Below are 20,820 nucleotides of genomic sequence, written 5' to 3' on the forward strand. Positions count from 1 at the left end.
TTCAGCAAACCAACAATTAGGTTGCCATGATGTTGTTATTGAGAAATTAGGCAATAATAACCTGCATACAAACTTATAACTTTTTATGTAACAATAGCTGCTTGTAACCCACATATCACCCCTAGCTTTTGAATATATAAAATCTATAATATAAATTCGCATATGTCAGACACTAATTCCATCTATCCAGTGCCAGATAATCCTTTGTCAGTAGCAAAATTACCGACGTTGCACACATCTAATTCCCGTGAAGCCGCAATTGCAAATATCCGTAATTCTTTACGTTGCGGACAACAACAAATGGCTGACTGGAAAAGTGGTCCTTTAGCAGTTTCTGCGGTACCCGGTGCCGGTAAATCTACAGGGATGGCTGCTGCTGCGGCAATTGCCATCGCCCGTCAGTACCAAAATCATAACTCTCTACGTCCCCAAATTCGCCGTCAATTAGTAGTTGTCACTTTCACTCGTTCCGCTGCTGCTAATATTAAAGCCAAAATCCGTAAATACCTCAGAGAAGGTTTATCTTTACCTCAAACGGGTTTTGTAGTATATACCTTGCACGGTTTAGCATTAAATATTGCCAGCCGTCATCCCCAATTATCCGGTTTAGAACTAGACTACGTAACATTAATTACCCCAAATCAAAGTCACCGCTTCATCCGTACCGCAGTGGAGAGATGGATTACCAGCAATCCTCGACTGTATGCAAAATTGATGGAAGGTATGCAATTTGACGGAGAAGAAACAGAAAGATTGCGTCGTCAATCGGTTTTACGCACAGAAGTATTACCAGAATTAGCAACAACGGTAATTCATGAAGCCAAAAGTTCGGGAATGTTACCCGAAGACTTACATCAATTAAGCGAGCAAAGCACCGATGCATATGAAGTTTTGAAAATTGCCGCCGGATTATACGAACAATATCAGAACTTGATGCGCGATCGCGATTTTATTGATTACGATGACATGATATTAGCAGCATTGCGAGTATTAGACAACGAAAGCGCCAGAAAAATCGAGCAAAATCAAGTTTTCGCAGTATTTGAAGACGAAGCACAGGATTCCAGTCCACTTCAGACAAAGTTGTTGGAAATATTAGCTAGTGAAGGAGAGAGGGAAAGCTCACTTCCAATTACCAATTACCAATTACCAATTACCAATTCCCAAATTAATTTAATCCGTGTTGGTGACCCGAATCAAGCGATTAATTCTACTTTTACTCCCGCCGATCCAATTTATTTTCGTCAATTTTGCCAAGAATGCGATTCTCAAGGACTTTTGGCGACTATGAATCAAGCCGGTCGCAGTAGTAGAATTATTATCGAAACTGCAAACTTTGCCCTCGAATGGGTAAACAGCCTCTACCAAAAACACCAAAAAACCCACACACAATCCTCCCCCCATCTTCCCCTCCCATTCCGCAATCAAAGAATCCTGAGTGTTGACTTCAATGATCCGCAACCAAATGCGAACCCCGCAGCAGTGGGAAGAGGAGTTGAAATTTATACTCCTAGAGACATTCATCACACCGTTGAATTACTGTCAAAGAGAATCATCGAACTATTTCCCCAAGACAATGAAAACAACGGTAGTGCAGCGATATTAGTCAGAGAAAATCGTCAGGGAACATGGTTAAGTGAAGCACTCAGACCAATTTGTAAACAGCATAATATTTCACTTTATGACGTAGGAGAACAAGACCGACATTCTCATGTACCAGAAGAAATATTGGCAATTTTACAATTTTGCGATCGCCCTCATTCTGCCGATTTTCTCAAAGCAGCATTAGGAGTGTTAGTCAAAAGAAGATTAATTGAACCCCAAGATTTAAATGCTTTAGCTTCCTTACCCGAAGAATTCTTATATCCTTCTCCCCTAGCACCACTACAAACCGAAGCCGTTAAAAAAGCCGGTGATTTGTGCCGAGATTTACTCAACGCTCGTTTAGAATTACCTCTTTATCAGTTAATATCATTTATTGCTTTAAAGCTAGAGTATCAACAAGCAGAATTAGCCACCGCAGATAAACTTTCAGAAAGAATTAATCAGCAAATTTTCGGTAACATTTCCATGGGGACAATGTTGGTAGTACTCAGCGAAATCGTCAGTTCCGAACGCTTTGAACCAGTAGACACCGAAGACTCAGAAGCCCGTTATACAAGACGTAATCAACTGACAATCATCACCATGCATAAAGCCAAAGGTTTGGATTGGGATTACGTATTTTTACCCTTTTTACACGAAAACTTAATACCAGGTAAATTTTGGGTACCACCGCAAAGAAAATTCCTGGGTGACTTTACCTTATCAGAAGTAGCCCGCGCTCAAATCCGTGCTGCATTGCATGGAGAAAGAACCTTACCCGACGTAACCGCAGCATGGGAACAAGCAAAACATTTGAAAATCGCTGAAGAATACCGTTTATTTTATGTTGCCATGACGCGAGCCAAACGTTTGCTGTGGATATCAGCAGCCCAAGAAGCACCTTTTACCTGGAGTAAACCAAATAATTTGCAAAAACAACCAGCTTCTCCGGTATTTAATGCCTTGAAGCGAGAGTTTACTGAGTGTGTGGTGGGGTAAAGAAATCAGCCTTTAATATCAATTCGTGTTTACAGTTCCCTGTTCCTTACTCTATACTCGCAACCGAACCACCATCAACTCGATAATTCGCACCAAGCACAAAACTAGCTTGCTGGGAACACAAAAACGCAATTACCGCAGCTACTTCTTGGGCTTTTCCACGACGGTTTAATTCGAGATGAGGACGATTTTTTGACAAAAATTGGGAAATTGCTTCTTCAAAACTAATGCCTTTTTCTTCCGCTTGCTGTTTCATCATCTTGTCTGTCATAGGAGTTGCAATGAATGCAGGAGAAACTGAATTTACCAACACACCATCTTTTCCGTAAGCTTTTGATAATCCTTTGGCTAAGTTGAGTACTCCGGCTTTCGCAGCACAATAAGGTAATTCTTCCGGGTAAGGTTGTAAAGCATCTTCGGAACTTATTAAAACGACTCTTCCCCAACCCTCTGCGCGCATCGATGGAATGAAAGCACGACAAACCCGTACTGCTGACATCAAATCTACTTCAATTGCTTCGTGCCAATCTTCATCGGATATTTCGAGAAAATCTCCCGTTGCACCAGTAATTCCGGCTGCATTAACTAAAATATCAACTTTGCCAAAATGTTCTAAAATCTGATTTTTAGCAGCTTCAACTTGCTTGAGTTCTCTTAAATCTGCTTGCCAACCTTTTACTTCGCCGATTTTTCCAACTTCCTCAGCCGCTTGTTTTAAATTATCGTCAGTTTTATCAATTAAAGCTAGTTTCACACCTTCAGCAGCGAGCAGTTTCGCTGTAGCCATACCAATACCAGAATCACCACCAGTAATGACAGCAACTTTATCTTTAATCCCAAAATCCATAATAAATCAATTATCAACTAACAGTTATCAATTATCAGTTAATAGTTTTGATATTGTTATCGCTCTGGAGTTTTATTTTTTTGGTGGTGTGGAACAAGGATTTACATAACTTTTGATAGTTGAATTTTTCTTGTTGTTAGGGTTTTGATGAAACTATATTTTGTTTTCGCGATAAATAAAGTTAGTGGAAATAATGCATCCGAAGACAAGTGAAAATGCGATCGCACTCATGAAAGCCGCGAATTGTGGTGTAATCCCTTGGGGTTGATTAAACACCGAACCAAAAATACTCATAGCTAAGCCAACACCACCAAAATACATTCCGATACCCAATCCTCCACGATGGGGTGGAACCATTTCTAAAGCGAAGGGAATTGTACCGTTCAAAACGAAGCTAATCCCAATTGCCAAAAAAGCAAGAATTACTACATTCGCACCAACAAAAGGTAGCAATAACATTAATAAGATAGCCGCACAAATACCACCAAGCATAGCGTTACGATTACCAATTTTAGAAGCAATCAAACCAGCAGGTAAAGCCGCAAAAGCCACAGCAATACCGAATATCACCATTTGTAACTGGATATTATCGCTCGAATCCTGAAGTTTCAAAAATTTACCTACTCCATCAAACAATGAGCGATAACCCCAAGCAAAACTACCACCTAAAACAAAAATTAGTCCCAATGCTGGAATTGATATTGGTAAAGGTGATGCTGCTTGATGTTTATCAACTGGTTCTTGCGATACAATTTGCGGAGGATGGATAAATCTTAATACAGCTGCTGAACCTAATAGCACAAAAGAACCAAAAGCAAAAGTAATAATCGGACCAAAACTAAGCAGTAAATCATTAGCAGCAATTCTAAAAGAACCGATAGTTCCACCAATTAACGTCAGTACGCTGGCAGCCATTGGTAAACTTTTTGGCATTGCATACCGTCCCAACAAAGACAGCACCGGACTGCGAAATACAGTCATAGCCAAAGCCCAAGCGACTACTAGTACTGGCAAAATAAATTTTAATACTGTTGTCGGTGGAACAAAAGTAACAACACATGGAATAGCAATAAACAAAGCTGAGGAAAGCAACACCCCAACTGTAATAAAAGGGAAACGGCTAGCAAACCAACGTTGATTTTGATCGGAAAGGGAACCCATCACAGGTTCCATGAATACAGCTAAAGCATTTTCTAAAATTAGCAGACTTATCGCCAAAGATTGAGAGAAACCGAATTGTACTAATAATTTAGGTAAATAAAAATTGTAAATTACCCAGCTAAGTGTAATTGCTCCCTGTACCATCGCTAAACCGAAAACCTGCAACCATAAGACTTGTTTGCTGTTATTCATTTCCTATATACTATTCATCCTTAAAATAGTATTTGTTAAAACTATTATCAGAATAGTTGATCGGTTGGGTTGAGGAAAGTATTTTAACGTGGATTGGTCTACAATCTCTATTTCATCCATAAATTAGTAACTTAGTTTAGCTTTCGCTCTAATTACCAACTATAATATGGGTTTGTGTTTAAGTATAGAAGCAGAAGAAAATGCCTAAGCTAAAATCTCGTAAAGCTGCTGCGAAACGATTTCGTGCCACAGGTACTGGTAAAATCGTTCGTCGCAAAGCCTTCAAAAACCACATTCTAGAAAAGAAGACTACCGCTAAAAAGCGTAATTTGTCCAAAGCTGTGATTGTTAACGATCGCGATGCCGATAATGTACGCGGTATGCTTCCATATTTGTAAATCCTAAAATATTAGGAAACTATTGCCAAATTTCTGAGAAACTAAAACTATGACTAGAGTCAAGCGCGGTAATGTAGCTCGCAAACGCCGCAAAAAAATCCTTAAACTAGCTAAAGGCTTTCGTGGTTCTCATTCTACCTTATTTAGAACCGCTAACCAACAGGTAATGAAAGCCCTACGTCACGCTTATCGCGATCGCAAAAAACGCAAACGCGATTTCCGTCGTCTGTGGATTACTCGTATCAACGCTGCTATCCGTCAGCACGGTATGAGTTACAGTAAATTCATGGGCTATTTGAAAAAATCCAACATCGAAATTAATCGTAAAATGTTGGCTCAAATGGCGATTTTAGATCCCGATGGTTTTAGCAAAGTTGCCGAAATCGCCTCTCAAGCCAAAGGTTAACTATCAACACCCCAACAAATTTAAGATTTTAGATATCAAGGAAAATCCAAAATCCAAAATCTACTAACGGATGTATACGGATGTAACTACTGTTGCTCTTCTATGATTGATTGGTTGAAATTACGGTTAATTTATCGACAGAATCGGCAATACAATCAGCAGCATAAGTTACATCTGCTACTATCCGCTGTAATTTTTCTATGTTTAACTTTTTTGTTCCTCAATGTCGGAACATCATCTGTATCTGCTGCAACATTAAAAGAAATTCAGCAGCGCGGTTATATAATTGTTGCAGTCAAAGATAACTTTCCGCCTTTAGGATTCAAAGACGAAAGCGGTAACTTACAAGGATTAGAAATCGAACTAGCACAACGGTTAGCACAAGATTTGTTAGGTAAATCAGACGTAAGTAATTCCGATAATTTAGATAATTTAGTCAAATTCAAACCTGTAACTAACTTAGAGCGACTCCAAGCGGTTATAGAAGGTGAAGTTGATATCGCGATCGCCAAAGTAACAGCAACTCCTTCACGAGAACGCATCGTCAATTTCAGCGTTCCTTACTACTTAGATGGCGGATTTATAGCAACAAAAGACACATCAATTCAAAAGCTGACAGACTTACAAAACAGTAAAATAGCCGTTCTGAAAAACTCCAGCACCATTGCCCCGCTAAGATATTACCTCCCCAAAGCCGAATTAGTCGGAGTTGAATCTTACTTAGAAGGACAAAGCCTCATCGAGAACAACCAAGTAATAGCCTTCGCCGCCGATATTACCAGCCTCAGCAACTGGATAAAGCAAAACCCCCAATATCGATTACTCCCAACCAAAATATCAACACAACCATTATCAGTAGTCATGCCCAAAGGATTACAATATGATGAACTAAGACGACAAGTCAGCCAATTAATTGCTAGTTATATAGAAAAAGGTTGGCTCAAACAACGCGCTGAATATTGGGGCTTATAGTTACTACTCCCTCAAAATTGATAAATCGTAATTTTTTCTCACCGACAATTCTAGTATCCTAAATAGTAGACTGGAATAAGTAATAACTGATAATTGAACATTAATAAAAGCTCATGAATAGTAATTTAGCAGTTATTTATCTATCTATTTTAGTAGGCTTGCTGTTTTTAACAGTTATAAGCGTTTTTCGCCAAATTTTTAAATCTCGCAAACAAGAAGGCTCTTTTTCTAAACTGCGTTCTAAATTAAGCAAAGAAACAGGTTCGATTGCAGAATATTACCAATTAGGCAGTATTTATTCACAGAAAAAACTATTTACTCAAGCAGTTAGCCTATTTCAAAAAGCAATCAAAGCAGCAGACGAACAACAAGAAGAAACAGATGCTGCAACAGCAGATTATGTAACCTTAGCTTATAACGGATTAGGTTATGCTTACTTTGCTCAAGAACAGTACGACTTAGCAATTCGTAATTACAAAGAAGCCTTGAAAAGACAACCAGATTACGTCACAGCCTTGAATAATTTAGGTCATGCTTACGAACGTAAAAAATTAAATGCTCAGGCTTTAGAAAGTTACGAAAAAGCATTAGAATTAGATGCGAAAAATGCCGTTGCTAAACGTCGCGCTCAATCATTAAGAAGGTTGGTTACAGCTTGAATTGGTAATGGGTAATTGGTAATGGGTAATAGGTAATGGGTAATAGGTAATAGGTAATAGGTAATGGGTAATAGGTAATGGGTAATTAAAATCCGTGTAATCCGTGCAATCCTTTTTAATCCGTGATTGGTAATTGTGTAATGGGAGCCGAAAAGCTCCCTTGTTATTTTAAGCGAATGAGTAATATTTCCTGTATTAATTGACGGTATTTTGTTAGTTTATCCATTCCATAATCTCCTCACGCTCTATATCATGTTACTTAACTTATTAAATTGCTTCAAAAATATTCAATTGTTAGAAAAATTAACCGTTAAATCAACTTCTATTAACTTCTCTGTTTCATAACTACTTATTTTGCGACAATTGAGAAGGTTAATAAATTAAAGCACTTATAGTCCAATCATCGGACAACTTTATTTTCTATAAAACGGAGAAAACTTTCCATGAAATTAGCTTACTGGATGTATGCAGGTCCTGCTCACATTGGTACCCTGCGCGTTGCCAGTTCTTTTAAGAACGTTCATGCTATCATGCACGCACCGATTGGTGATGATTATTTTAATGTAATGCGATCGATGTTGGAACGGGAAAGAAATTTTACTCCGGTGACGACTAGTGTTGTTGATCGTAACGTTCTTGCTCGTGGTTCTCAAGAAAAAGTTGTAGATAACATTACCCGTAAAGACTCCGAAGAAAGTCCCGACTTAATCGTATTGACTCCCACTTGCACCTCCAGTATTCTCCAAGAAGACTTAGAAAACTTTGTCGAAAGAGCGCAAATGGATGCTAAATGTGATGTAATGCTGGCAGATGTCAACCATTATCGCGTCAACGAATTAGAAGCTGCTGATAGAACTTTGCAGCAAGTTGTAAAATACTACATCGAAAAAGCACGTAAAAAAGACGAACTTCCCCAGGGAAAGACAGAAAAACCTTCTGTAAATATCATTGGTATTTCAACTCTTGGTTTTCATAACCTGCACGATTGCACCGAGTTGAAAAAACTGATGCACGATTTGGGAATTGAAATTAATGCCGTTATCCCCGAAGGAGCTTCAGTTCATGAATTGAAAAACTTACCCCGTGCTTGGTTCAACTTAGTACCTTACCGCGAACTTGGGATGATGTCAGCCAAGTATTTGCAAGCAGAATTCGCAATGCCTTACGTTGATATTGCCCCAATGGGTGTAGTAGAAAATGCTCGTTGCATCCGTAAAATTCAGCAGGTAATTAATCAACAAGGTGCAGAGGTAAATTACGAAGAATTTATCAACGAGCAAACCTTATACGTATCTCAAGCTGCATGGTTTTCCCGTTCAATTGACTGTCAAAACTTAACTGGTAAAAAAGCCGTTGTATTTGGTGATAACACCCACGCAGCAGCGATAACCAAGATATTAGCGCGGGAAATGGGAATTCACGTAGTTTGGGCTGGAACCTATTGTAAATATGATGCAGAATGGTTCCGCGAACAAGTTAGTGAATACTGCGACGAAATTTTGATTACCGACGATCACGGAGCAATTGGAGACGCGATCGCAAGAGTTGAACCTTCAGCAATCTTCGGTACACAAATGGAACGTCACGTAGGTAAACGCTTAAATATTCCTTGCGGTGTAATAGCCGCACCAATTCACATTCAAAACTTCCCCATTGGTTACAAACCCTTCATGGGTTACGAAGGAACCAATCAAATCGCCGACTTGGTATATAATTCCTTTACCTTGGGAATGGAAGACCACTTATTAGAAATCTTCGGTGGACATGATACCAAAGAAGTAATTACCAAAGGAATTTCTGCTGAATCTGACTTAGGTTGGACAAAAGATGGATTAGCAGAATTAAACAAAATTCCTGGATTTGTCAGAGGTAAAGTCAAAAGAAATACCGAGAAATTTGCCAGAGAAAGAGGAATTAAAGATATTAACGTTGAGGTATTGTACGCAGCAAAAGAATCTGTAGGAGCTTAATTGAATAATTAACTTATCAATACTATTTGAGCATCCTTCAACGATGCTCTTTTCATTGTAGTGCGGGCCGGAAAGCCCGCTAAAATATGATAATAAGTTCTGAAAAGATAGTGTATGTAATGGAGAAAAAAATGATAAATGAATCAGCATCTTTACAAACAGTTATTGAATATGTAGAAGCACTATCCGCAGAAGAACAAGATATGTTGTTTGAACTAATTAAGAAAAGACGTATTGAAAAGCGACGCGAAGAAATTGCAGCAAGTGCAACCGAGACTTTACAGGAATGGAAATTAGGTAAAGCTAAACGCGGTAATTTTTCTGATTTAAAAGCCGATTTATTAGATGAAGAATGATAACTTTAATTTGGGGTACAAGTTTTAAACGAGCTTTTAAGCGTATTACTCGTAAAAATCCTCAGTGAGAAGAAAAAATATTAGCTGTTTTAGAACTGTTAGCTAACGATCCATTGACGAATTCCTTGAAATCGCATAAACTGCGAGGTCAGTTAGAGGGATTATGGGCTTGTGCAGTTGAATATGATTGCCGAATTATTTATACATTTGAAGATAGTGAAAACGAACAAATAATTATATTAATTAATATTGGTAGTCATGATGAAGTTTATTGAGCGATATATGATCAAATTTTGGCTGAGTTTGACTATGCTTTCACTCGCAAAAAATTAAATTTATTCACTTTCACCAATGAACAATACATCCTTAATACTTCCCCCTAACTGGCAAGATTGGATAACTGTATTTAGCTACGTAGGATTTACCATATTTATTCTTGCTTGCATACTCGTCGCCCAAAACAAATAAAATCCCAACAACCAGCAATACCTCTGTACTTCTTTACTCAGCGTCCTCAGCGTCTCTGCGGTTTTTTTTACTACTTCTTAAAAAACTTACAAATCAAATTACCAACACCATCTTCCCCAAACCTGACAATCTTACCATCATTTTGAATCTTAAACTCTCCACGACAATTATAGATTTCTGACGGTTGTTTTTCACCGTCAATACTAATAGTTGTCCGATAATTCCAATATCTCTTAGCACTACGCTTAATATCAAGAATACAAACTTCGTGTCCGTTAAAATCGCGACAAGTTACAGCAGCATTTGCGGGAAAAGCCAATGAAAAATTCGTACTCAGCAAAAGTAATATTAAAGCAATTAATTTCATCAACTTGATTTATATTTATACAGGTGGCTATAAATTTAGATTACCTCTTCTTAACCACACTACGATAAAAATATCACAATCATTCTGCCCTTGCTAGCGGTGAATTATCATAGTTTTCTACCAAATCGGCAGCATCATTGTAAATAGCGATCGCACTTTTGAGTTGAGAATCATCAAAACCACCACTACGAACTGCAATTGCTTCAATTCCAGCTTTGTTTGCTGCTTCAATATCGTAAGGAGTATCACCGATCATCACAATTTCGTCGGGCAGCATTTCAAACTTTTTCAAAGCAACTTGTACGATATCTGGTGCTGGTTTCGAGTTTTCCGCATCGTTGGAACTTGTAGCGTCATCTTGACTAAGAATATCGTCTACTTTCGCCACTTTGAGTAAAGATGTAAGTACTTTAGAACTTGCTGAAGTTGCAATTACTAAACGCTTTCCCTGTTCTTGCAGTTTCAATACCATCTCTCTAGCACCATTAGCAGGGGACATTTGTGGTACAAATTTATCAAGCACTAATTCCTTACGGTAATCAGTAATTTCCTTACCTTTCCCTTCACTATCAGAAAGCCCTGGCGCAAATTTAGGAATAATTTGGTCGCCACCCATACCAATTAATGGTCGAACTTCCTCATATTTTACCTGATAACCGAATTTTGCAAATGCTTCTACCCAAGCTTGGGCATGAACATCATTACTAAGAACGAGGGTTCCATCAACATCCAAAATTACACCTTTAAATGCCATTGTATTGTTTAGATATGTAAGTTATAAAGTGCAAACAAAATTATTCTTTACCAATAAGTTAACAGTTAAATTTTGTTACTAAACTGCTCTAAAGACAGATATAGAAGTATTAATAAATCATTCTTAGTAAGTAGTTAAAATATCTAATACCGTTTAATTATGAATATGCACTAAACCACTTCCGGTGGGCTTTGCTTGTTGGTTCCCCAGGATAACCATCTGAGGGAAATATAGCTAATAATTAGCGGATACCTAACCATCCTCGTAAACCTTCCGTCAAAATACTCAGTTGATTATAAGTCCGCGCTAAATTATCAGCCCTAACATAAACTTCATTAGTTGGATAATTTTGAATTATTTCAATCAGTGAAACTTGATTATCTTCACTGCTAGATAGTACTATTGCCGAACGTAAAGCTTGTCTGTTAGCTTGATTTGAGGAAGTATGAATTGTTTGACTGATTTGGTCTAATAAAAATTCACCAATCTTACTATTTAACGTGCGGTCTAAAGTCACAGTATCAACATTTACTTGTCTATTCAACACATCTCGAACTGCTTGAGGTTCTTGTTGCGTCTGCTGCAAATAATAATTCAACGTTGGAGAAACTTCTCCTGTTTCCGACAATTTTGTTAATTCACTGACTGGCAAAGTTCTACGAAATGTTTTGTATGTAAAGACAACCGTTTCAGCAGCATTTACGCTGCTATTACCAAATATAAAAATATTGGTCATCAGAAAAAATAGACTCTGCCAAAAGTAATATGAAATTTTCATTTTAATATATCTATATAATATTTAAACAGTAAATATTTTGCGTAATTTCTCATAGTATATTGTCAAAAAAAAGCCTTGACTTCTAGCCAAGGTTATATACAAGGTTATATATAAAGGCGGGTACGGGAATTGAACCCGTTCATCCCCAAATTGGTGGAGATTTAACCGATAATCCTAAGTCCATCGTCCCGATATGGGCAAGTTGCGAACCAGGAAACCCCGCCGTGATTAATTTAGTAGAGACGTTGCACTGCAACGTCTTTACAAGGGTGAAACGCAATACACTTTACAATCCACCATTTGCCAACATTTGAATCAAACGCGGCGCACCGGGATCAAATCCGCCGATATCCCATGATAAGGGGTCTAATGGATCAATCAAGGTAATCTGATAAGGTGCAAGGGTGACGTATATCGCTTTAATATTAGGGTTGATTTTTTTGCGATATCGTGCAAGCGCTTGTGACGGATGACTGCTACCAGCCCAGCTTTCGGAGTCAGTCCAAAAACAAATTACATCAGCTTTGAACTTGTTTTTAATCATCCAATTGTAAGCTACTGTTGCATCGGTTCCACCGAAATTTTGATTACTAGCTTTACGAATCGCCGAACTAAAACTATCTTTGGCAGTAATATCCAAATCGCGAAAGTCTTCAGCAAAGCCGCGAATCATATAGTTTTTTTCAGCTTTTGCGGTGACAAGTGCCATTGTGGTGGCAATTTCACAGCAGGTAAGTCCTACCGAACTCACGGTGCTGCAAGACATGGAACCGGATACGTCAACGGCGTGCATGAACACTTTACCCGTAGGTTCAACCACATCAAAAGACAGTTCTACTGCTTTTTCTAAAATTCCTACTATGCGGCTAACTGGATTCCAAGTCTTCTTGCTGCGTCCTAATTTCCCTCCCGACTGATAAGTTTTGAGTGCTTTTAAAACATCAATGGGATGGATGTGTCCTTTTCTCAGACGTTCTTTACTGTTGAGAACTGCTGCAACGCGATCAATGTTTGCAGGTTCATCAGTTCGCAATACACCTAACTCAGTCAGCGAACCCAGGTTACGCAACATTGCACCGATTGGCATTTCGTTGAATAACAACTGCCAAGCTTGTTTATCCATTTTACCCACGGGGGCAGCCATTTCATGGGTTAAACGTCCTTGGATAATCGCTTCATGGGTTTGATCTGGGTTGCGTTTCAACCATTCGTACCACCAAATTTGTGATAAAGCTTCAGTGGGAATATTACTGGGTAATTCCTCCCAACCCTTGATTACCCAATGAAACAGTAATTCATGGTCGATAGTTGGTGGTTTAACGTGAAACAAGCGTAAAGCATCACGGTTAGTGAAATCATGACGTTGCTGATATTTCAACAATTGATATGCTAAACCCTTAGCATCGGAATTAGACAACCAAGTTTTACCAGCTTCCCGGACAATTTTACCAAAACCACGCAGCGATTTGGTATAACTCAACCATTCATAAAAATGACTACCAGTACGGACTACTTGCGGAAAAATTTCGGTAAAAGCTGCTTTCGCTTCTGGTGTTTTACCCATTGAGAGCAATACTAAAGCAAATATTGGCGCACTGTTATTAATGGCTCTTCCATCGCTAGCGTAGAGAATTTCTTCGGCTACACGAGCGGGATTCTCCGTAACAGCTTGTTGAACGGTTGAGACAAAATCCTCAGTTAATTCATTTTTTCCAGCATAATAAGTGCTTTTTGCGGTACCAATTAGCAAACAGCGTCGCAGCATTTGCCAGATACCAGCATCAAACATATAACCCCCACTACGCCCCGGAATCATTTCTGTTTCTCTTCCAGGAATGGGTTGATTTTGTGGTGTTTTATTATTTTGATTATTTTGATTAATATTTTGAGTAAAAAATTTATAGTTCATTGATTAAACTCCCAGCCTGGAAAGGCAAAATGGAAGGTGGCGAAGCAGGACTCGAACCTGCGACATCCCGCATTACAAGCGATAACCTTTATTCATCGTCCTTTTCAGGCAAGTTTTGAACAAAGACGTTTAGGCGCTCTACCAACTGAGCTACTCGCCACATCAGAATTGAACACGGATTAAAGGATTAAAGGATTACACGGATTTGTGGTGCTAAAAGCCGATAAACCTTCGTAAAAACAATTCAAAATTTTAATTTTTACTCAACATATTTCTGGTTTACTCCCAATTAATTTGTTTTAACAAGATTGAAAAATATCGTGCAACAATCAAACATTTTTATGGCATTTGATTGATTTACACTGTGTTTTTTGCTCTGTAACATTAATGTAGTATATGTACTATAGATTGTCAAGAGGTTTAGAAATTAATTTTCGTGGTGTTCGTATCTCTCGGTGGAGCAACTTATATATGTATTATTAATTACTTACTTTTCCAAGTTTAGTCTAAATGGCATGAGATTAAGTTTTTTTGCCAAATACCCTTCAAACTTGAGAATACTGCTGAGCAAGGATTTTTTAGCTAAAAATTGGCGAATTTACGAGTATTAATAAAATCAAATTTTCCCAAATATTTTCCTGTAAATCGACAAACAATACAAATTAGTGTCCCAATTTTTGCCAAGATGATATTATTTCCTAAAATAAATCACTTAGCAAATACACAGGCATGAGTGAAACAACACTAGAAACTTCGGGCAAAGGTTTTTTGCTTCTACTTTTGCCATTATCGTTTGTAATTATTTTCCTAGTTAGTACCTGGCGATTTTTGTTGGGAGTGTTTGCCATACTTATTGCATTCAATTTGTGGCGAACCTTTCAATGGCAACAATGGTGCAACAAGGTTAATCCGGTTTTCCAGCAGTTAGTTCGGGAAAATCAAGGCAGAATTACCCCTATGGATTTAGCGTTGCGGGGTAATTTTCATGGAGGTAAGGCAAAACGCTATTTGGATAGTAAAGCTTCTGAATTTGGCGCGACTATTGCTAACTTGGATGATGCTAATAAAGTATATTACTTTATGAGTGCTAATACTTTGGGTAGCATTCTGGACAGTAGCGAACCAGAAATCGACTTTAGAAACGCACCGGGAGTAACTTTAAACAAAGAATTTCTCGAACCGATTCCGGTAAAAGTTGAGCAGGAAGAATCAGTTGTTGAATTAGCAAATCGAGAGGAACAGTTACCAAAAGAAACTGTAGAACACCTAGAGAAACCTTTAGAAAAACAACTGTTTTTAGGTTCTTTAATTCAATCAGAACTTGCTAAACGTTTGGGAGTTTATTCCAGCACAGTTTTCAAGCGTAGAGATGATCCAGAATTTCCCGAATGGAGTCGTAATAAAGATCCAGATGGAATTGCTTGGACTTTTTCTCCCGATACCAAGGAGTTTTTCCCCGTGGAAGATCAAACTTAGTCTCAAGCTAAAAAATTTGATTTTTATTTGTTTGGGTGCATTTATGTAGCAGTTTTAACTTGAGAAACAGTAAATACGCCCAAAGATTTTTTTGGTTCTAAATTAACTAGTCCACGCAGGTGGACTTTGTTTATGTAGTCGCGGTTTAAACCGCCCTCTTTTTAAACCGCTTTTATAGACATCTTCTAAGGCTTGGATGTTTGAAAAATCTAAATTAATACTATACCTGGCGACTAGAAGTCGCGGCTACACAAACGAAACCCGTCTGCACGGGTTTCAAATATATTAGTCCACGCAGGTGGACTTTGTTTATGTAGTCGCGGTTTAAACCGCCGGATATCGGTGGACTTTGTTTATGTAGTCGCGGTTTAAACCGCCGGATATCGGTGGACTTTGTTTATGTAGTCGCGGTTTAAACCGCCGGATACAGGTAGACTTTGTTTATGTAGTCGCGGTTTAAACCGCCGGATACAGGTGGACTTTTACTCGTGGTGCATCTGATAATCAAGCTAGATTAAATGCTGAATCTACATCCGTTAACGGTGGTAACATCAACCTGAACGTGAGTGAATTACTCCAACTCCGTCGCGGTAGTCAAATCACCACCAATACAGGTACTACTCAACAAGGTGGTAATGGTGGCAACATCACAATCAACGCCCCTAATGGCTTTATCGTTGCCATACCCAAAGAAGACAGCGACATCAGCGCCAATGCTTTCGCAGGTAATGGTGGTAAGGTTGAAATTAATTCTCAAGGTATCTTTGGTATCGAACCTCGCACACAGCAAACTGCTCAAAGCGATATTACAGCCAGTTCGCAATTAGGAGTTGCGGGAAATATTAATCTCACCACTCCAGACAATAGCGGTATCCAGAATAGCCTCACAGAATTACTAGAAAGCCCAATTGATAGCGAAGCTTTAATTGCAAGCAGTTGCGTAGTCAGAAGTAACGAAAGAAACGGTACTTTCTTTATTACTGGCGCTCAAGGTTTCCCCTATCGTCCCGGTGATGCAGTACCCTCTGTCTACTCTACCGTTGAAGTGCAATCTGTACCAAATAATACATCTGAAAAGCCGCTTCGTCGCTGGAAAATTGGAGATCCCATTGTGGAACCATCTGGGGTTTATCGTTTGGAAAATGGACAACGTATACTTAGTCGGGAGTGTGGGAGGTGAGGTAAAATTTGTATTCCACTCAAGTGAAAACCACTATATTTCCGATCTCAGACAATCATCCTAAAAACACGACTTCTTAATCAGTTGCTAATCCCACAGCTTCCGAGATATTACTTAAGCCATTTTGTTCTAATTTTAACAGTAAACCTTGGAGAATACGACGTATCATACCCGGACCTTGGTAAACCCAACCAGTATAAACTTGAACTAAGCTTGCACCAGCAGTAATTTTATCCCAAGCGTCTTCTGCGGTAAAAATACCACCAACACCGATAATTGGTATTTCACCTTGGGTTTGCTGCCAAATATACCTAATTATCTCCGTAGAACGTTCACGCACTGGTTTTCCGCTGATTCCACCCGCTTCTTCTGATATTAATTTACCAGTTTGAGCAAGTATTTGCGTATTTAACCCTTCACGCTTGATTGTAGTGTTAGTGGCAATAATTCCCGCCAATTGATAACTTTGAGCTAAAGAGACAATTTCTGTAATTGCTTCCCACTCCAAATCCGGCGCAATTTTCACAAATATTGGTTTTTGTAAATCATTTTCTGCGTGCAAAGCATCCAATATTGAAGCGAGCATAGCTGCATCTTGTAATTTTCGCAATCCTGGCGTATTAGGCGAAGAAACATTTACTACAAAATAATCACCGTAATTTTTCAGTAATTTAAAGCTGTGACCGTAATCATTGGCGGCTTCTGTTAACGGTGTTACCTTAGATTTGCCTAAATTTATACCTATAGGAATTAAGGAGTCTGACTTTGAAGTGAGTTTTGCCAAACGTGCAGCCATTGCAGCCGCACCGCAGTTATTAAAACCCATACGGTTAAGAGCAGCTTCGTCTTTCGGTAAACGAAACAAGCGGGGACGGGGATTTCCCGGTTGTGCCAGGGATGTGACAGTTCCGACTTCTGCAAAACCGAAACCCAAACTAGACCAGATGGGAATAGCCACACCATCCTTGTCAAAACCCGCAGCTAAACCTACGGGATTGGGAAATTGCAGCCCAAATAGGGATTGTGACAACCGGGAATCTTGTAAGCAGAACGATTGTTGCAAGCGATTTTTGAGCAAATTTGCAAAAGGTTGTTTGTCACCTTCTCCCAACCATTCCAAAGTGCGAATTGTTTGAGAATGCAAATTTTCGGGATCTGCTTTTAACAGATTGAATAATAGCGGACGAAATACAACTTGATAAATATCCAATTTAGTTTAATTAGTTTAATTAGTTTAATTTTAGAAAATTGAATTACAGATTTTATTGACGATTATATTTTGACAAATATTTGACAAATAAATAAAAGTTAAATAATCAACAGCTTAAGTCAAGGTAGTTTTATGGGCATCTTATATATTAACAGGCTATATTTACCGATAATCAGATGAGGCAGCATCAAAATTTTTCAGTCGCCGAACAGCAAATCTTTACATTAGGACGCATCCTTCAAACTTTGAGGGAAGAGGATGATGCTGACATTCTGATTGAAACGACTATTTCATATATCAAAGAGCAGTTTGATTATTCTTTAATTTGGATTGCTCTTTACGACCGTCTCAATCATATATTGTTCGGTAAAGGCGGTGTGATACCCTCAAGCGATGATAATAATTATTTACAGCAACGGGTGGTTTTGAGTCCGGGAGATTTGTTAGAACAAGTAGTGATTCAGCAGCGTCCGATGGGTGTAGCTGATTTACGATTAGAGAAACGGGCTGAAGGGTGGCAAGAAATTGCCGTAAAGTTGGACATCCAGGGAACAATTATGTTACCCATCCGCTACAAAGACCGTTGTTTGGGTGTGATTATGCTCGGTTCCAAACGCTGGGGTTACTTAATCGGTAGCGAAGCTAAGGCACTGGTAATGATTGTAGTAGGAGAACTGGGTGCGGCACTTTTTCGATTGGAAATGGATTTACAACACAAACAAACCAAGCACCCAGACGAAGTGTTATTGCGACTGTTGGAAAAATTAAGAACTCTAGCAACTTTAGAACAAAGGTTAGAGGCTGTAGTATCTGCTACTCATCAATTTATCGTTCCTAATCGCACCAACGTTTACTGGTTTGACCCCAAGGAACATTCCTTTTGGCAGAGGATTAGTACTCAACATTTGAATATCGGTAAATTAAGTCAAAATAAAGCCGAAAATACCGTAACCGTAGAAGATTTGAGCGACTTTTATTATGCATTGTCCGCAAATCAACTAGTTTGGATTGGAGAAGGGCGTAGTTCGCTGAAAAGTTATAGTACCCAAAAGCTGCTGAAGCGTCTTGATGTCCGCAGTCTTCTGGTTGCTCCAATTCTTTGGAAAAAAGACTTATTGGGATTTTTGGCAGTAGAAGGTAAAGAACCTCGTATTTGGTCTGAAGCAGATAAAAAGTTTGTCAAAGGTGCTGCTGGCTTAATTTCCTTGGTTTCCCTCACCGAAAAGATGGAAACCAGTATCCAACAAATTCAAGAAGACGCAATTCTTAAAAGTCAGATTGTAGAAAGCATTTATAACGATGAAAATATAGAACAAGTTTTACATAGCTGTTCGGCAAAAGTTTTAAATCGATTAGCTGCAACTCGATTTTTATTATTGTTTCGTGAGCGCGAAGAATCTGAATACAACTTTTTTTACCAAAGTCAACCGCATAATCGCCGATGTTTAAAATTTAGTTTGGATAAATTAAAAGAGGTAGACGCAGAACTTTTAGAACGTTCTACCCAAGCTGTAGGAGTAGAGAACTTAGAAGATGATTTACGATTTTTCAACTGGCGTTCATCTTTACTTACAGCGGGAATACGTTCGATTTTAGTTAGCAATTGTACCAATCAAAAGATACCCGATGCCATTTTAATGATTGCCAGCGAAAACAATCGTTCGTGGACAACAACCGAAAAGGAATTAATCCAAGTCGTTGCTCAACAATTAGGAGTAATTGTCCGTCAATGGCAACTAACCCAACAAAATCAACATCAACAACAAATTTGGCAAACCTTTGAGCAAAGCCTACGGATTCTCGAACCCATTCAAAATACAAACCTTAGTCAAGAAGAAGAAAAACAACCTGAAATTATAGTCCTCGAACAAATCGCGGCAATTCTCAACTGTTCCTTAACTGCACTATTATCCTGGAATCCCGGTGAAAAATTTGCCCAAATTCTACCTGGATTTGTTGCTGGCGATCGCTTGATCATAAACACCGATACGACTATCTCAATCCAAACTGATGTACTGATTCACTCAGCTATAACTACATCTGGTTTAGTAAGCGTTAATGCTGAGGATTTACCGGAATCGACTAAACAATGGCTTTGCGGTAGCGCAATTGGGGAAATTTTAGTCATAGCCCTACGCACCGCTGAATATGAACCCACCGGCGTAATATTAATGGCAGACTATCACCAACGCAAATGGTTGCCAGAAAATTTGGATGCTGTGAAAACTCTCGTCAACCAACTCGCCTGGTTGCGTCGGCAAAAACAAGTTACACAACTTCTTCACTGCAAAACTGAGGAATTACAACAACTCAACTGGTACAAACATCGGCGTTTTGAAGATATCCGGAATAACGTAGTGATGTTACTCAGTCAAATGCACGATTTAGGTATTCCCAATAACCAACTAACTCTGACACGCTATCAGCAATTATTAAGACAGTTAGATAATACCGTTGCTTCTACAACTGCGTTATTAAAGCTAGAGCAGTGGCAATTAATTTTTAATCGAGAAACAATATCAATCGCAAGTTTAATTAAACAGTCTTTGAAAGGAGTTAACAAACTACTCAAACAACATAAACTCTGGGTTGGAGTACATGGTTTGGGACAAAAATTAGAAGATGAACAATCATATACAGATGACTCGCTGATATCTAACTCACAATTAACGATAAACGGCGACATTGTGAAAATTGAATTAATTCTCAGCGAATTATTAATTGGTGCTTGTCACCGCTCTCAAGAAGGTGGAAGAATCGATATTTGGTGTCGTCGTCTAGAACCGCAAATTATCGAAATATCTATTACAGATAACGGTTCCATTCATCCCCAATTATTAGAAGAATTACAACAAGATATGAACTCCGATATACTTGTTCCTTCCAAACTCAAACAACCACCGATGAAGCACCTAATAATATGCAAAAAACTCATAAAAAAACTTCAAGGACAATTGGATTTTTATCAATTACCAGATGGTAGGGTAGTTAGTCGTTTGCTTTTATCAATTGAATAGGGAATTGGTAATTGGTAATTGGTAATTGGTAATGGGGAATAGGGAATAGGGAATAAATTCTAACTCAAAACTCAAAACTCAAAACTCAAAACTCCTAACTCCTAACCTCCCCATCTC

18 protein-coding genes and 1 tRNA gene are annotated in these 20,820 nt (G+C 38.6%); 11 read left to right on the plus strand and 8 right to left on the minus strand.

The window, feature by feature from the left end:
* Positions 1 to 162: 162 nt before the first annotated feature.
* Entirely contained in the window at positions 163 to 2,583 is a 2,421-nt protein-coding gene (locus IQ247_RS12690) for an ATP-dependent helicase (RefSeq protein WP_193920460.1), read from the plus strand.
* 46 nt (positions 2,584 to 2,629) lie between these two features.
* Here IQ247_RS12690 and IQ247_RS12695 read toward each other — a convergent pair whose 3' ends face one another.
* Together IQ247_RS12695 and IQ247_RS12700 are read right to left on the minus strand one after the other, a co-directional pair.
* Positions 2,630 to 3,430: an SDR family NAD(P)-dependent oxidoreductase gene (locus tag IQ247_RS12695; RefSeq protein ID WP_193920462.1), complete on the minus strand. Its 801-nt coding sequence runs from the start codon at positions 3,428 to 3,430 to the stop codon at positions 2,630 to 2,632.
* A 153-nt stretch (positions 3,431 to 3,583) separates the two neighbouring features.
* Positions 3,584 to 4,783 (minus strand): MFS transporter, encoded by a 1,200-nt coding sequence (locus tag IQ247_RS12700; RefSeq protein WP_193920464.1) that lies wholly within the window; start codon positions 4,781 to 4,783, stop codon positions 3,584 to 3,586.
* A gap of 200 nt (positions 4,784 to 4,983) precedes the next feature.
* Here IQ247_RS12700 and rpmI point away from each other — a divergent pair, with 200 nt between their 5' ends.
* The 7 genes from rpmI to IQ247_RS32550 all read left to right on the plus strand — a co-directional run bounded on the left by rpmI (position 4,984) and on the right by IQ247_RS32550 (position 9,819).
* Entirely contained in the window at positions 4,984 to 5,181 is a 198-nt protein-coding gene (gene rpmI, locus IQ247_RS12705; RefSeq protein ID WP_193920466.1) for a 50S ribosomal protein L35, read from the plus strand.
* 49 nt (positions 5,182 to 5,230) lie between these two features.
* Positions 5,231 to 5,587, plus strand: coding sequence for a 50S ribosomal protein L20 (gene rplT, locus IQ247_RS12710; RefSeq protein WP_193920468.1), 357 nt, complete (start codon positions 5,231 to 5,233; stop codon positions 5,585 to 5,587).
* A 102-nt stretch (positions 5,588 to 5,689) separates the two neighbouring features.
* A complete protein-coding gene (locus IQ247_RS12715; RefSeq protein WP_193920469.1) occupies positions 5,690 to 6,559 on the plus strand; it encodes a transporter substrate-binding domain-containing protein in 870 nt (289 codons plus the stop codon).
* 113 nt (positions 6,560 to 6,672) lie between these two features.
* Positions 6,673 to 7,218: a tetratricopeptide repeat protein gene (locus tag IQ247_RS12720; protein ID WP_193920470.1), complete on the plus strand. Its 546-nt coding sequence runs from the start codon at positions 6,673 to 6,675 to the stop codon at positions 7,216 to 7,218.
* Positions 7,219 to 7,661: 443 nt separating this feature from the next.
* Positions 7,662 to 9,188 carry a ferredoxin:protochlorophyllide reductase (ATP-dependent) subunit B gene (gene bchB / locus IQ247_RS12725; protein WP_193920471.1) on the plus strand — a complete coding sequence of 509 codons (1,527 nt, stop codon included), beginning with the start codon at positions 7,662 to 7,664 and terminating at the stop codon, positions 9,186 to 9,188.
* A gap of 131 nt (positions 9,189 to 9,319) precedes the next feature.
* The gene (locus tag IQ247_RS12730; RefSeq protein ID WP_193920472.1) at positions 9,320 to 9,544 is read left to right on the plus strand and encodes a hypothetical protein; all 225 of its coding nucleotides are present in this window, start codon (positions 9,320 to 9,322) and stop codon (positions 9,542 to 9,544) included.
* Between the two features lie 77 nt (positions 9,545 to 9,621).
* Complete coding sequence (locus IQ247_RS32550; protein WP_322745496.1) at positions 9,622 to 9,819, plus strand: type II toxin-antitoxin system RelE/ParE family toxin; 198 nt, start codon at positions 9,622 to 9,624, stop codon at positions 9,817 to 9,819.
* Between the two features lie 263 nt (positions 9,820 to 10,082).
* Here IQ247_RS32550 and IQ247_RS12740 read toward each other — a convergent pair whose 3' ends face one another.
* The 5 genes from IQ247_RS12740 to IQ247_RS12760 form a co-directional block, all read right to left on the minus strand.
* Positions 10,083 to 10,379 (minus strand): hypothetical protein, encoded by a 297-nt coding sequence (locus tag IQ247_RS12740; RefSeq protein WP_193920473.1) that lies wholly within the window; start codon positions 10,377 to 10,379, stop codon positions 10,083 to 10,085.
* A gap of 79 nt (positions 10,380 to 10,458) precedes the next feature.
* Positions 10,459 to 11,133: an HAD family hydrolase gene (locus IQ247_RS12745; protein ID WP_193920474.1), complete on the minus strand. Its 675-nt coding sequence runs from the start codon at positions 11,131 to 11,133 to the stop codon at positions 10,459 to 10,461.
* 241 nt (positions 11,134 to 11,374) lie between these two features.
* On the minus strand, positions 11,375 to 11,869 hold the full coding sequence (locus tag IQ247_RS12750; protein ID WP_228059699.1) for an alpha/beta hydrolase: 495 nt from the start codon (positions 11,867 to 11,869) through the stop codon (positions 11,375 to 11,377).
* A gap of 328 nt (positions 11,870 to 12,197) precedes the next feature.
* Positions 12,198 to 13,820, minus strand: coding sequence for a TROVE domain-containing protein (locus IQ247_RS12755; RefSeq protein ID WP_193920478.1), 1,623 nt, complete (start codon positions 13,818 to 13,820; stop codon positions 12,198 to 12,200).
* A 36-nt stretch (positions 13,821 to 13,856) separates the two neighbouring features.
* Positions 13,857 to 13,980: transfer RNA gene (locus tag IQ247_RS12760), tRNA-OTHER, on the minus strand.
* A gap of 569 nt (positions 13,981 to 14,549) precedes the next feature.
* Here IQ247_RS12760 and IQ247_RS12765 point away from each other — a divergent pair.
* Both IQ247_RS12765 and IQ247_RS12770 read left to right on the plus strand, forming a co-directional pair.
* Positions 14,550 to 15,296 (plus strand): hypothetical protein, encoded by a 747-nt coding sequence (locus tag IQ247_RS12765; RefSeq protein ID WP_193920480.1) that lies wholly within the window; start codon positions 14,550 to 14,552, stop codon positions 15,294 to 15,296.
* Positions 15,297 to 15,858: 562 nt separating this feature from the next.
* Positions 15,859 to 16,476, plus strand: a complete 618-nt coding sequence (locus IQ247_RS12770; RefSeq protein WP_193920482.1) for an S-layer family protein — start codon at positions 15,859 to 15,861, stop codon at positions 16,474 to 16,476.
* 76 nt (positions 16,477 to 16,552) lie between these two features.
* Here IQ247_RS12770 and IQ247_RS12775 read toward each other — a convergent pair whose 3' ends face one another.
* Complete coding sequence (locus IQ247_RS12775; RefSeq protein ID WP_193920483.1) at positions 16,553 to 17,686, minus strand: quinone-dependent dihydroorotate dehydrogenase; 1,134 nt, start codon at positions 17,684 to 17,686, stop codon at positions 16,553 to 16,555.
* Between the two features lie 176 nt (positions 17,687 to 17,862).
* Between IQ247_RS12775 and IQ247_RS12780 the strand changes: the two genes are divergently transcribed.
* Positions 17,863 to 20,703 (plus strand): sensor histidine kinase, encoded by a 2,841-nt coding sequence (locus IQ247_RS12780; protein ID WP_193920486.1) that lies wholly within the window; start codon positions 17,863 to 17,865, stop codon positions 20,701 to 20,703.
* Positions 20,704 to 20,820: the final 117 nt, after the last annotated feature.

The sequence above is a fragment of the Plectonema cf. radiosum LEGE 06105 genome (assembly GCF_015207665.1).
Taxonomy (GTDB): Bacteria; Cyanobacteriota; Cyanobacteriia; order Cyanobacteriales; family Nostocaceae; genus Rivularia; species Rivularia radiosa_A.

Excerpts from the sequence above, each read along its gene's own strand:
- IQ247_RS12750 (WP_228059699.1), bottom strand. The coding sequence starts at position 11,869 with ATGACCAATATTTTTATATTTGGTAATAGCAGCGTAAATGCTGCTGAA.
- IQ247_RS12695 (WP_193920462.1), bottom strand. The coding sequence starts at position 3,430 with ATGGATTTTGGGATTAAAGATAAAGTTGCTGTCATTACTGGTGGTGAT.
- IQ247_RS12740 (WP_193920473.1), bottom strand. The coding sequence starts at position 10,379 with ATGAAATTAATTGCTTTAATATTACTTTTGCTGAGTACGAATTTTTCA.
- IQ247_RS12730 (WP_193920472.1), top strand. The coding sequence starts at position 9,320 with ATGATAAATGAATCAGCATCTTTACAAACAGTTATTGAATATGTAGAA.
- bchB (WP_193920471.1), top strand. The coding sequence starts at position 7,662 with ATGAAATTAGCTTACTGGATGTATGCAGGTCCTGCTCACATTGGTACC.
- IQ247_RS12700 (WP_193920464.1), bottom strand. The coding sequence starts at position 4,783 with ATGAATAACAGCAAACAAGTCTTATGGTTGCAGGTTTTCGGTTTAGCG.
- IQ247_RS12780 (WP_193920486.1), top strand. The coding sequence starts at position 17,863 with ATGAGGCAGCATCAAAATTTTTCAGTCGCCGAACAGCAAATCTTTACA.
- IQ247_RS12755 (WP_193920478.1), bottom strand. The coding sequence starts at position 13,820 with ATGAACTATAAATTTTTTACTCAAAATATTAATCAAAATAATCAAAAT.
- IQ247_RS12720 (WP_193920470.1), top strand. The coding sequence starts at position 6,673 with ATGAATAGTAATTTAGCAGTTATTTATCTATCTATTTTAGTAGGCTTG.
- IQ247_RS12765 (WP_193920480.1), top strand. The coding sequence starts at position 14,550 with ATGAGTGAAACAACACTAGAAACTTCGGGCAAAGGTTTTTTGCTTCTA.
- IQ247_RS12745 (WP_193920474.1), bottom strand. The coding sequence starts at position 11,133 with ATGGCATTTAAAGGTGTAATTTTGGATGTTGATGGAACCCTCGTTCTT.
- rplT (WP_193920468.1), top strand. The coding sequence starts at position 5,231 with ATGACTAGAGTCAAGCGCGGTAATGTAGCTCGCAAACGCCGCAAAAAA.
- IQ247_RS12690 (WP_193920460.1), top strand. The coding sequence starts at position 163 with ATGTCAGACACTAATTCCATCTATCCAGTGCCAGATAATCCTTTGTCA.
- IQ247_RS12715 (WP_193920469.1), top strand. The coding sequence starts at position 5,690 with ATGATTGATTGGTTGAAATTACGGTTAATTTATCGACAGAATCGGCAA.
- rpmI (WP_193920466.1), top strand. The coding sequence starts at position 4,984 with ATGCCTAAGCTAAAATCTCGTAAAGCTGCTGCGAAACGATTTCGTGCC.